9 protein-coding genes and 1 pseudogene are annotated in these 11,544 nt (G+C 65.7%); 8 read left to right on the forward strand and 2 right to left on the reverse strand.

The genetic code is table 11. The features are described from left to right. Entirely contained in the window at positions 1-1,602 is a 1,602-nt protein-coding gene (locus AC1DNF_RS27060; protein ID WP_478151737.1) for an ABC transporter substrate-binding protein, read from the reverse strand. A 39-nt stretch (positions 1,603-1,641) separates the two neighbouring features. Continuing rightward, positions 1,642-2,154 (reverse strand): MarR family winged helix-turn-helix transcriptional regulator, encoded by a 513-nt coding sequence (locus tag AC1DNF_RS27065; protein WP_478151738.1) that lies wholly within the window; start codon positions 2,152-2,154, stop codon positions 1,642-1,644. Positions 2,155-2,312: 158 nt separating this feature from the next. On the opposite strand from AC1DNF_RS27065, the gene AC1DNF_RS27070 reads away from it, so the two are divergent. The 8 genes and pseudogenes from AC1DNF_RS27070 to AC1DNF_RS27105 all read left to right on the forward strand — a co-directional run. Further along, complete coding sequence (locus AC1DNF_RS27070) at positions 2,313-2,843, forward strand: MarR family winged helix-turn-helix transcriptional regulator (protein ID WP_478151739.1); 531 nt, start codon at positions 2,313-2,315, stop codon at positions 2,841-2,843. A 65-nt stretch (positions 2,844-2,908) separates the two neighbouring features. After that, complete coding sequence (locus tag AC1DNF_RS27075; RefSeq protein WP_478151740.1) at positions 2,909-4,492, forward strand: ABC transporter substrate-binding protein; 1,584 nt, start codon at positions 2,909-2,911, stop codon at positions 4,490-4,492. Between the two features lie 30 nt (positions 4,493-4,522). Beyond that, positions 4,523-5,464 (forward strand): ABC transporter permease, encoded by a 942-nt coding sequence (locus tag AC1DNF_RS27080; RefSeq protein WP_478151741.1) that lies wholly within the window; start codon positions 4,523-4,525, stop codon positions 5,462-5,464. Between the two features lie 12 nt (positions 5,465-5,476). After that, on the forward strand, positions 5,477-6,448 hold the full coding sequence (locus AC1DNF_RS27085) for an ABC transporter permease (protein ID WP_478151742.1): 972 nt from the start codon (positions 5,477-5,479) through the stop codon (positions 6,446-6,448). Between the two features lie 4 nt (positions 6,449-6,452). Continuing rightward, positions 6,453-8,135 (forward strand): ABC transporter ATP-binding protein, encoded by a 1,683-nt coding sequence (locus AC1DNF_RS27090; RefSeq protein WP_478151743.1) that lies wholly within the window; start codon positions 6,453-6,455, stop codon positions 8,133-8,135. Continuing rightward, positions 8,132-9,640, forward strand: coding sequence for a M81 family metallopeptidase (locus tag AC1DNF_RS27095; RefSeq protein WP_478151744.1), 1,509 nt, complete (start codon positions 8,132-8,134; stop codon positions 9,638-9,640). Before AC1DNF_RS27090 ends, AC1DNF_RS27095 begins: the two co-directional genes overlap by 4 nt. A 34-nt stretch (positions 9,641-9,674) precedes the next feature. Then, positions 9,675-10,859, forward strand: a complete 1,185-nt coding sequence (locus AC1DNF_RS27100) for a M20 aminoacylase family protein (protein ID WP_478151745.1) — start codon at positions 9,675-9,677, stop codon at positions 10,857-10,859. 499 nt (positions 10,860-11,358) lie between these two features. Further along, a pseudogene (locus AC1DNF_RS27105) lies at positions 11,359-11,544 on the forward strand (IS110 family transposase); the annotation flags it as partial.

Consider the following 11,544-nt stretch of genomic DNA (forward strand, 5'->3'; position numbering starts at 1 on the left):
TCATTCGCTCCTGGTGCCGACAGGGTTCTTGCGTACGTTCCAGTACACGCCGAGCTGCCCCTTGAGCAGGCCGCTGAGTGCGCCGCGCCGGACGGCGGTAAGAACGTTCATCTCGCCGATCGGGCCGATCACGCCGGCCTCCAGTGCGCGCTGTCCGATCAGCGAGGCCACACGTTGACGTTCCGCCGAATCCGAGGCGGCGAGAAAGCGGGTCTTCAGGTTCTCGAGCTGAGGGTCGCTCGGCCAGCCGAAGTAGCCTTGCTCGCCGTTGCCGGTCAGCGGAGGATAGAACAGCGGGTTGATCGCATCGCTGCCGGACCAGCCGGTGATGAAGACGTTCCAGCCGCCCTTGTCGGTCGGCTCCTTGCGAGCGCGCCGCGAGATCAGCGTGCCCCAGTCCATCGACTGCACCTCGACGTTGAAGCCGGCCTGCTTCAGCAACTGTGCATAGACCAGCGGATACTTGTTCAGCAGCACCTGATCGGTGGGCTGCATCAGCACCACCGGCCTGCCGTCGTAGCCGGCCTCCTTGAGGAGACTGCGGGCCTGCTCGAACTGCGGCTTGCCGGTGAACCATGGCGCATCGCCGGCGGCGGTTGCGGCGCCGCACGGCGCGATGGAGGTGCAGGGCCGGTACAGGTCGCGGTAGGGTGCCTGCGCGCGCAGCATCGCCTCTTGGTTGATGGCCAGCAGCGCCGCCCGAACGACCTTCGGGTTGTTGAATGGCGGCACCAGGTGGTTGAAGTGCACCGTCATCATCTGCGGCGGGAGAACGTCGACCAGCTCGGTCCTGGCATCCGTGCGCAGCGTAGGGTAGTGTTCGGCCGGCGCGTACTCGATGACATCGATCTCGCCGTTGAGCAGCGCGCTGACCTGCGTCTGCGCGTCCTTCAGCGCGACCGACTCGACGCGGTCGACATGGACGCGCTTGCCGCCGGCGGTGCCGGAGGCCGGCTCGGGCCGCGGCTTGTACTTCGCATTGCGAAGGTAGACCACGCGATCGCCGGGTCGAAAGGCGTCCTTGTCCAGCACGAACGGCCCGGACCCGATGGGGTCGTCGATCTGCTTGTCGGCCGGCGTCTGTGCGACCCGCTTGGGCATGATGAACGGCACGTTCGCCGACGTCTTTCCCAGCACCTCCGCGACCAGGCCGAAGGGCTGCCGGAAGGTCATGCGAAAACTGTTGGCGTCGATGGCCTGCAGTTTGTCCATTTCCGCGAACATCCTTTGGCCGATGGCATCGCGCTGGCCCCAGCGGGTGAGCGAGGCGATCACGTCCTGGGAGGTGACCGGCGCGCCGTCGCTGAACGCCAGCCCGGGACGCAGCGTGAATTCCCAGGTCCTGCGGTTGGGGCTGGCACTGTACTTGTCGACCATCTGCGGCTGCGCGTGGCCATCGGCATCCGTGCCGAACAGCGTGTCGTAGACCATGTAGCCATGATTGCGCGTGGCGGACGAGGTGGTCCACACGGGGTCCAGGATCTTCAATTCCGCTGGTGGAACGACGCGCAGCACGGTGCCCGCATCCTGCGCCGGTGCAACGGCAGCGGCCAGTACAAGCAACACTGCGCAGGTAGCGCGCCCAAAGATTCGATATCGCATGGATTTCCTTTTCATGGTCGGGTCACGGGGGTGAAAGCGTCAGCGCCCGCGCCTGCCGGCGGAGCGCTTCAGGTGCCGCTCGACATCCGCCGAGGCGTCCTCGCCGAACTGCGCCAGCTGCTGCAGGCACCCGATCAAGGTGTCGAAGCGATGCTCGCCAAGCAGCCCGCGCGCGGTGGCTTCCAGGCGGCGTCCGATGGGTTCGGCTTGCAGGACGATGGCTTCGCCTTCGTCGGTGAGTTCGAGGCAGATCTGGCGCGCATCCGTCGCGCCGACGGTACGTGACATCAAGCCGCGGCGTACCAGTTCGGTCACTGTCTTGGAGGCCAGTGTCTTCTCCAGGTACACGTGCTCAATCAGGCGCGCTCGAGTCATTCCGGGCTCGTGGGCGGCGGCACGTAGCACCCGCATCTGGCGCACGTTGACGCCACACTCGCGCTCGTAGATCTCCGATCCGGCCGCCTTGACGCGGTCGTTGACGATGTCGAGCAGGACTGACACGTAGTCGAGCTTGACCTTCAATGGCTTGCGCAGCCTGCCAAGTTTCTTCATATGGTGAATATTGAATTAGGTGAATACTCCACCGAAATGAGGCTATCAGCAAAGCCGACGCAGATCAAACAAGGGAAACGTGTCCGACCTCGGTGTTTACCCCTGTTGGTCGGCTCCGTGGCGGCCGCTACCATCCTTTTAGTTGCAAGCATCAATTAATGAATACGTCACTTCATAAGAAGTCCTCCGCGACCTCGCGCAAGCCGTTGAAGCTCAAACTCGACTACGTGACCGTCGCACTTGACGTGGTCAACGAGCGTGTGAAGTCGCAGGCGTCGAGCATCTACGAGCGCGAGTGCGGCGTGACCCTACGAGAGGTGCGTCTGCTGCGCTTCATCGGCAGCGAGCCCGGCCTCACGCTGACGCGCCTGATCGAACGAACTTATCTGGAGAAGACGCTGGCCTCCAAGGCGATTACGGCGCTCGTGCGACGTGGCCTGGTGGTGAGATCGATGGGCGCCGAGGATGCGCGCCAGATCAACTTGGAGCTGACCGATGTGGGCGTGGACACGGTGATGAGCGCCGAGCCCATCGGCCGCTTCGCGGAGTCCACATTCCGCTCGGCGCTGACCGCCGAGGAACAGGCGGTGTTCGAGCGCTGCCTGCAGAAGCTGACCAAGTCCGGCGACGAGATCGTGGCCCGCGTCGAAGAGCACCTCCTGCGCTTGAGAGCGCATCGGGTTGCCTGAGCCGGTGCCGCTGGTTTTCCCTAGTTCGCTTCCTTACTTTTCCCCCTCACCCAAAGGCAGACGCCATGTCACGTTTCTCCTTCGTTCGATTCGTCGGCGCCGCGCTGCTCGCGCTGGCAGCCGTCGCAGCCTCGGCGCAAGACCCGGGCAAGGTCCTGCGCATCGTGCCGCAAACGGATCTGAAGATCCTCGATCCGATCTGGACCACGGCCTTCGTGACCCGGGACCACGGCTACATGATCTACGACACCCTGTTCGGACTGGATGCCTCCGGCAAGGTGCAACCGCAGATGGTCGATACCTACCGGATGTCCGCCGACGCGAAGACTTGGACCTTCACCCTGCGCCGCGGCCTCGCGTTCCACGATGCAGCGCCCGTGACGGCGCAGGATGTGGTGACATCGCTCACGCGCTGGGGCAAGCGCGACAGCCTGGGCCAGAAGATGTTCGCGGTGATGGACAAGCTGGAAGCGGTCGACGAGCACAGCTTCCGCATGGTATTCAATGAGCCTTTCGGCATGGTGCTGGAGGCGCTGGCCAAGCCGTCGGGCAGCCCAGCATTCATCATGCCCCGGCGCGTGGCCGAGACGCCCGCCGACAAGCAGATCGACGACTACACCGGCTCCGGCCCGTACATCTTCAAGAAGGACGAATTCCGCCCGGGTGAGAAGGTCGTTTACGTCAAGAACACGCACTATGTGCCCCGCAGCGAAGCGCCGTCAGGCACCGCAGGCGGCAAGCGCGTCTATGTGGACCGTGTTGAGTGGGTGATCCTGAAAGACGCGCAGACCCAAGCGAGCGCGATCACCAACGGCGAGATCGACATGCTGTCCTGGCTTCCGGCCGAGCACTACGCCACCCTGCGCACGAATCCGAAGCTCGACATGGTCGAGGCCACGGTCCCGGGCTCCTACTTCCTGCACCTCAATCACCTGGTGCCCCCGTTCGACAACCCGAAGATCGCCAGGGCAGCGCTGATGGCGATCAACCAGCAGGCGATGCTGCGCGCGCAACTGGTGTTCCGGGACCTGTACCGCGACTGCACGTCGATCTTTCCCTGCGGCTCGCCGCTGGCGTCCGACAAGACCGCGTTCTTCACCGGCAAGCCGCAGTTCGAGGAGGCGAAGAAGCTGCTGAAGGAGGCCGGCTATGACGGCAAGCCAGTGGTGTTGATGTACCCGGCCGACTTCACCCTGCTCAACAAGCTGCCGCCGGTGCTGGCGCAACTGCTGAAGCAGGCGGGCTTCAACGTCGACATGCAGGCGATGGACTGGCCGACGCTACTGATGCGTCGGGCGAAGAAGGAACCGGCCGACAAGGGCGGCTGGAATCTGTTCATGACGGGCTGGGGCGCCAGCGACACCATGAACCCGATGTACTTTGCGCCGCTGACCGGCAACGGCGAGAAGGGCTGGTTCGGCTGGGCGAGCGATGAACGGCTCGAGAAGCTGAAGCGCGAGTTCGTCGCGACCACCGACGTCGCGGCTCGCAAGCATCTCGCCGAGGAGATCCAGCTCGAGGCCTACGAGAGCGGCCTGTTCGCGCCAATCGGCGAATTCAAGACGCTGTCTGTAGTTCGCCGCGGCGTGGTGAGTGGCGTGCTGACGGCCCCGGTCAATGTGTTCTGGAACATCAAGAAGACCGACTGAGTCGTCTGATCTCACAGGAAAGATTCCGCCATGCTGACATTCCTGCTGCGCCGCCTTGCGTCCACCGTGCCGGTGCTCATCGTCGTCGCGCTGATCGTGTTCCTGATGACTCGACTCGCTCCTGGCGATCCGGCGGCCTTGATCGTCGGCGACAACGCCTCCACCAGCGACATCGCGCGCGTGCGCGTCGAACTGGGTCTGGAGCAGCCGCTGCCGGTGCAGTTTTTCAAATGGTCGGCCCAGGTCGTTCGCGGCCATCTGGGCGAATCGCTGTTTCTCAAGCAGAGTGTCGTGTCGCTGATCGGCCAGCGCATTGAGCCGACGCTCTCGCTGGCCGGGCTGACGCTCGTCCTCACCGTTCTCGTGGCCGTGCCGCTGGGCATCCTCGCCGCCTGGCGGCACGGCGGCTGGCTCGACCGCGCGTTGATGAGCTTTTCGGTGCTCGGCTTTTCCATCCCGACCTTCGTGATCGGCTATGTGCTGATCTGGGCGGTCGCGCTGAAGGGCGGACTGCTGCCGGTGCAGGGCTATGCGCGGATCGATGGTGGCCTGTGGCCGTGGCTGCGCCATTTGATCCTGCCGGCCGTGACGTTGTCGATCATCTACGTCGCGCTGATCGCGCGCGTGACGCGCGCGGCGGTCGCAGAGGCAATGACCGAGGACTACATCCGCACCGCTCGTTCCAAGGGAATCTCGGAGCGCCACGTGCTGGTGCGGCACGCGCTTCTCAACGCCGCAGTGCCGATCGTCACGGTGATTGGCATCGGTGTCGCGCTGCTTATCGGGGGCGTCGTCGTCACGGAGACGGTCTTCGCGATTCCCGGCCTCGGTCAATTGACCGTCGACGCCGTGCTGTCGCGCGACTATCCGCTGATCCAGGGCATCACCCTGTTCTTCTCCCTCATCTACGTGCTGATCAACCTGCTGGTCGACCTGAGCTACCTGCTGCTCGATCCGCGCATCCGCTACTGAACGCGACAGCCCATGAACCAGAAATCGCTCGTCACGCCGCCGCTCGTAGTGGACGGTACTTTCGGTGACGCCGATGGCGACCTCGCGCCGCCCCGCGAGCGCAGGCGACTCCCGCTGTGGCGCCGCGCGTTGCGCAATGGCGCCGTGCGGGCCGGCAGCATCGCGCTGGCGCTGCTCGTCGCCGCGGCCGTGGCCGCACCCTGGCTCGGCACCATCGACCCGACACTGATCGATCCGGGCAGCGCGAACCTGTTGCCGGGCACGCACGCCGAGTTCATGAGCCTGGCCGGCGACAGCTTTCCGCACTGGTTCCTGATGGGCAGCGACAGCCTCGGGCGCGATATCTGGAGCCGCGTGCTGTACGGCGCGCGTGTCTCGCTGGCGGTCGGCATCGCGGTCGCCACGCTCGCGATCGTGCTGGGCATGACGGTCGGCCTGGCTGCCGGCTACTTCCGGCGGCTGGACGGTATCGTGATGCGCCTGATGGATGGCGTGATGGCGATCCCCGGCATCCTCTTCGCGATCACGCTGGTTGCCGTCTGGCGCGCCAGCCTGGCGACGATCGTCGTCGCCATCGCCGTGCCCGAGATCCCGCGCGTCGCGCGCCTGGTGCGATCGGTCGTGCTCTCGATCCGCGAGGAGCCATATGTGGAAGCAGCGATCGCGCTCGATACGCCGACCTGGAAGATCATCACGCGCCACATCCTGCCGAACGCGATCGCGCCGCTGATCATCCAGGCCACCTACGTCTGCGCCTCAGCGATCCTGGTCGAGGCGATCCTGTCCTTCCTTGGCGTCGGCATGCCGGCAGACATCCCGAGCTGGGGAAACATCATGGCCGAGGGCCGCATCCAGTTCAACCAGTATCCGCACAACGTGCTGTTCCCTGGCCTGTTCCTCGCGGTCACGGTGCTGGCGGTCAACGTCCTCGGCGACGGGCTGCGCGACACGCTGGACCCGAAGTTCAGCAAGCGGGGAGAGTGAGCATATGTCATCCACTTCGTTTGAAGTGACGCCGGGCCAGCGTCCGGTGCTCTCCGTGCAGAAACTCTGCGTTGCCCTGCCGGGCGGTGCCGACAGGCCGTTCGCGGTCCAGCGCATCAGCTTTGACGTGCGCGCCGGCGAGACGGTCTGCTTGCTCGGCGAATCGGGGTCCGGCAAGTCCGTCATCGCGCATGCGGCGATGGGGCTGCTGCCCAAGGGCCTGAGGGCATCGAGCGGACGCATCCTGCTGCACGACGACGACGTGCTTCAGCTGAGTGAGCCACAGTTGCGAAGCCGACGCGGCGCCGCGATGGCGATGGTGTTCCAGGAGCCGATGACGGCGTTGAACCCGGTGCGTCGCTGCGGTGACCAGGTCGACGAGATGCTGCGCCAGCACACCCGGCTGTCGGCGGCGCAGCGACGCGCGTGGGTGCTGGCGATCTTCGAGCACGTGCAGCTACCCGAGCCGAAGCGGATCTGGGCGTCCTATCCCCATCAGCTGTCCGGTGGGCAGCGTCAGCGCATCGTCATCGCCATGGCGCTGATCCTGAAGCCGGCGCTGCTGATCTGCGATGAACCGACGACCGCGCTTGACGTGACGACGCAGGCAGAGATCCTGAAGCTCATCGCGCAGCTGCAAAGTGAGAACGGCACGGCGGTGCTGTTCATCACGCACGACTTCGGCGTCGTCGCCGAGATCGCGGACCGCGTGGTCGTGCTCCAGCTCGGCCACATGGTGGAACAGGGCGCCAAGCTCGAAGTGCTGCGCGCACCGCGCGAGCCCTACACCCAGATGCTGCTGGCCGCGGTGCCCGAACTCGGCCGCCATGCACGCGCGCCATTGCCCGGCGGCGCTGCGCTGCTCGACGCGCGTGCGGTCAGCAAGACCTATGTCAGCGGCGCGTGGCCCGGCACACGCCGTGTCGTGCATGCGGCGCACGAGGTATCGCTGACCATTCATCCGGGCGAGACGGTTGGAATCGTGGGCGAGTCGGGCTCCGGCAAATCGACCGTGGCGCGCTGCATCGCGCGGCTGATCGAGCCGAGCAGCGGCGACATCGTCGCTGGCGGCATGTCGGTCGCCGGGCTCAGCGGCCGGGCGCTGTCTCCGTTTCGCCGTCGGGTGCAGGTCGTGTTCCAGGACCCGTACCGTTCGCTGAATCCACGCCAGACGGCCGGCGCGTCCATCATCGAAGGGCCGCTGAATTTCGGGATGCCTCGCGCCGAGGCGTGGGCCTGCGCCGAAGACCTGATGCGGCTGGTGCGCATGAAGCCCGATGCACTGCACCGCTACCCGAACGAGTTCTCTGGCGGCCAGCGCCAGCGCATCTCGATCGCGCGCGCACTCGCCTGCGAGCCCCAGGTGCTGATCGCAGACGAGGCGGTGTCGGCGCTCGATGTGTCGGTGCAGGCGCAGATTCTCGACCTGCTGAACGACATCCAGCAGCGCCTGTCGATCGGCATCCTGTTCATCACCCACGACCTGCGCGTCGCGAGCCAGATCTGCGACCGCGTGATCGTGATGCAGCGTGGGCGCATCGTCGAGCAGGGTCCTGTCGGCGACGTGTTCTTCGCGCCGAGCGATCCCTACACTAAGGCCCTGCTCGCGGCCGCGCCAGGGCGCGGCTTCGCGTTCGGCAGCAGCGATGCAACGGCAGCGCCGGGAGCGCCGGGTGTGCGCGCATGACTTGTCACATCGTGATCGGCGGCTTTCTGCACGAGACCAACACCTTCGCGTCCACTCGCGCCGACTGGGCCGCATTCAATCGGGGCGAGACCTTTCCGGCGTTCGTTCAGGGGCAGGCGATGGTCGAGCGGTTGTCCGCCGGCAACATTCCGATCGGGGGCTTCATGAGCGCTGCCCGCGAGCGCGGCTGGACGCTGATTCCCTCGTGCTGGGCCGGCGCGACGCCGTCGGCGCACGTCACGCGTGACGCCTTCGAGCGCCTGGCGGGCGTGATCTGCGACGACGTGCGCGATGCGCGGGACGCGGACACGCTGAATGCCGTCTACCTCGACCTGCACGGCGCCGCGGTCGCCGAGCACCACGACGACGCCGAGGGCGAACTGCTGTCGCGCATCCGAGCGCTGGTCGGCCCGCAGGTCGCCATCGTTGCGAGCCTCGACCTGCACGCCAACGTCACGCGCAGGATGCTCGATGGCGCGGACGCCCTCGTGGCCTACCGCACCTATCCGCATGTGGACATGGCGGACACCGGTCGGCGCGCGGCGAGGCTGCTCGAACAGCGCCTCGCACGCGGCAAACGCGAAACGATGCATACGCTGCGCGTGCCGTTCCTGTTGCCGTTGAATGCGCAGACGACGATGGCCGATCCCGCCGCGGCGATCTATCGTGAGTTGGAGGCGCTGGACGAGGCTCACGACGTCGTGCTGAGCTTTGCGATGGGCTTCCCGGCGGCCGACATCGCGGCCTGCGGACCTGTTGTCTGGGCGCACGGCGAAGGGGCCGAGATCGCCGTCCTGCGACTGCATGCGCGCATCGTGGAGCCGCGCTCGCAATGGCGGCTCGACGTGCTGGCGCCGCGTCCGGCGGTCGCTCGCGCGCTCGCGATCGCCGAAGGCGCGGTGCGCCCGGTCGTCATCGCCGACACCCAAGACAACCCCGGCGCCGGCGCTGACAGCAACACCACCGGCATGCTGCATGCGCTGATCTCCGAAGGCGCGGGACGCCGCTTTCCGCAGCAGGTGGCGCTCGGCCTGCTGTGGGACCCGACGGCTGCCGCGGCCGCTCATGCCGTCGGCGTGGGCGCGACGCTGTCGCTGTCGCTCGGCGCCGCCGTGCCCACGTTCACCGGAGCGCGCAGCGACGCACCGCTGCACGGCGATTTCAGGGTGCATGCGTTGAGCGACGGGCATGTCGCGCTGAAAGGCCCCATGGCGATGGAGCCGAGCGTCGAGCTCGGGCCGACCGCGTGCCTGGAGATCGACGGCGTGTTTGTCGTCGTCGCGAGCGCGAAGACGCAGATGCTCGACCGCGAGCTGTTCCGTTGCGTCGGTGTCGATCCGGAGCGCATGAAGATTCTCGTCAACAAGAGCTCGGTCCATTTCCGTGCCGACTTTGCGCCGATCGCCGAGGCGATCCTCGTCGCCAAGGCGCCCGGTCCTATGGCGGCGGAGCCGGCCGACCTGCCATGGCGCAAGCTGCCCGCGAGCATGGCGCGCCGGCCCTGATCCGTTTCGACGTTCAATGACTCCAACTCAGCCCATGCCGATTACTCCCGCTCAACACCTCAGCGCCTTGCGCGAACAGGCCCATGAATTCATCGGGATCCGTCACCGTATCCATCAGAACCCCGAACTCGCGTTCGAGGAGTTCAGCACCAGTGACCTAGTCGCCGAGAAGCTCCAGCAATGGGGGTATGCGGTCGAGCGCGGTCTGGGCGGTACCGGGGTCGTTGGCCAGCTCAAGCGCGGCCGCGGCGCAAAGCGACTCGGCCTGCGTGCCGACATGGACGCGCTGCCGATCGAGGAAAAGACCGGCCTTCGCTACGCAAGCGGCCGGCCGGGAATCATGCATGCCTGCGGCCACGACGGCCACACGGCGACGCTGCTCGCCGCGGCGCACCATCTGGCCCGGCACGGTGAGTTCAGCGGCACCCTGAACCTGATTTTCCAGCCGGCGGAGGAGAGTGCCGGCGGCGCGCTGCGGATGATCGAGCAGGGCCTTTTCGAGAAGTACCCGTGCGAAGCGGTGTTCGCGATGCACAACGGCCCCGGCGTGCCCCAGGGACGCCTCGTGTTCCGCGAGGGACCGATGATGGCGTCGTCGGACTACGCCACGATCACGCTGCACGGTGTCGGCGGGCACGGCGCCATGCCGCATCAGACGGCCGACCCGATCGTGGCCGCGGCGAGCATCGTGATGGCGCTGCAGACCATCGTCTCGCGCAACGCCGATCCGATGGAGATGGCGATCGTCACCATCGGTTCGCTGCATGCCGGCCAGGCGAATAACGTGATTCCCGATTCGGCGCGGCTCGAGCTCAGCGTGCGCGCCCTGACCCGCGAAATGCGCGCGCTGCTTGAGCAGCGCATCCGGGCACTGATCGCCGCCCAGGCTGGGAGCTTCGGCGTGCGCGCGGAGGTCGACTATCGGCGCGGTTACTCGGTGCTGGTCAATACCCCGAAGGAGACGGCGTTTGCGCGCGAAGTCGCGCTCGATCTGGTCGGCGCCAATCACACCGAGCTGCAGGGGCCGGCGCTCTCGGCGAGCGAGGACTTCTCGTTCATGCTGGAGAAAGTGCCGGGCTGCTATCTCGTCATCGGCAATGGAGACGGCGAGGGCGCTTGCCACGTGCACAACCCGGGCTACGATTTCAACGACAACAACATTGCGATCGGTGCTGCGTACTGGACCTGTCTCGTCGAGCGCTTTCTTGTCGACGCGTGAGACACAAGACCGGCGTGATCGACTCGGCTCTGGTGCATATATGGACCCGGCGCCTTTTGCAAGCTCTCGTCGATGATGGGAAACGGTCTACACGCATGTATACGTACATGGACGCCCCCGGTTTGCCAAGTTTTCATCTTGATGGCTCGAAGGAAAGATTGCACCCGTACATTCGGACTTCAGCGCGACGTTGTCGTCGCAGTCCCTGATGGGATGTGCTGCTTGGCGCCCCTAACGGCTGTGTCGCACTTTGCGTGCTTCGTATGCATCGGGCATTGCCAACCACGGTCTGACCTGTGTTGCCATCACTTGATGATCGCTTGAGATGCTATGGATGCCTCCCTCCCGAAGGGGAAGGAAATTGAAATGCAGAGATGGAGCACCCATTGATCACCAAGAGCCGCGCCCAGGAAACGGGTGGATCCTCTGATGGATACGGCATCGAAGTGCCCAAGGCGTGATAGACCGAGGTCTTCACAAACACCACAGAGGATCCGCTGTGAATCGTAATACAGGCATGAATGCGGGACAAATCATCGGCACCATGAACGGCCAGGTGGTCGTCGGGTTGGACATCGCTAAGCAGGTCTTTCAGCTGCACACGGTGGACATGGGCACGGGTGAGATCGTCAACGTGCAGATCAAGCGAGCCAAGGTCATGGAGCACTTTGCCAATCGCCAGCCC

Source organism: Variovorax sp. 01T432, from assembly GCF_056398605.1.

What these genes read in the sequence shown, in the direction of transcription:
- AC1DNF_RS27060 (WP_478151737.1), bottom strand. Translation starts at nt 1,602, where the DNA reads ATGCGATATCGAATCTTTGGGCGCGCTACCTGCGCAGTGTTGCTTGTA.
- AC1DNF_RS27065 (WP_478151738.1), bottom strand. Translation starts at nt 2,154, where the DNA reads ATGAAGAAACTTGGCAGGCTGCGCAAGCCATTGAAGGTCAAGCTCGAC.
- AC1DNF_RS27070 (WP_478151739.1), top strand. Translation starts at nt 2,313, where the DNA reads ATGAATACGTCACTTCATAAGAAGTCCTCCGCGACCTCGCGCAAGCCG.
- AC1DNF_RS27075 (WP_478151740.1), top strand. Translation starts at nt 2,909, where the DNA reads ATGTCACGTTTCTCCTTCGTTCGATTCGTCGGCGCCGCGCTGCTCGCG.
- AC1DNF_RS27080 (WP_478151741.1), top strand. Translation starts at nt 4,523, where the DNA reads ATGCTGACATTCCTGCTGCGCCGCCTTGCGTCCACCGTGCCGGTGCTC.
- AC1DNF_RS27085 (WP_478151742.1), top strand. Translation starts at nt 5,477, where the DNA reads ATGAACCAGAAATCGCTCGTCACGCCGCCGCTCGTAGTGGACGGTACT.
- AC1DNF_RS27090 (WP_478151743.1), top strand. Translation starts at nt 6,453, where the DNA reads ATGTCATCCACTTCGTTTGAAGTGACGCCGGGCCAGCGTCCGGTGCTC.
- AC1DNF_RS27095 (WP_478151744.1), top strand. Translation starts at nt 8,132, where the DNA reads ATGACTTGTCACATCGTGATCGGCGGCTTTCTGCACGAGACCAACACC.
- AC1DNF_RS27100 (WP_478151745.1), top strand. Translation starts at nt 9,675, where the DNA reads ATGCCGATTACTCCCGCTCAACACCTCAGCGCCTTGCGCGAACAGGCC.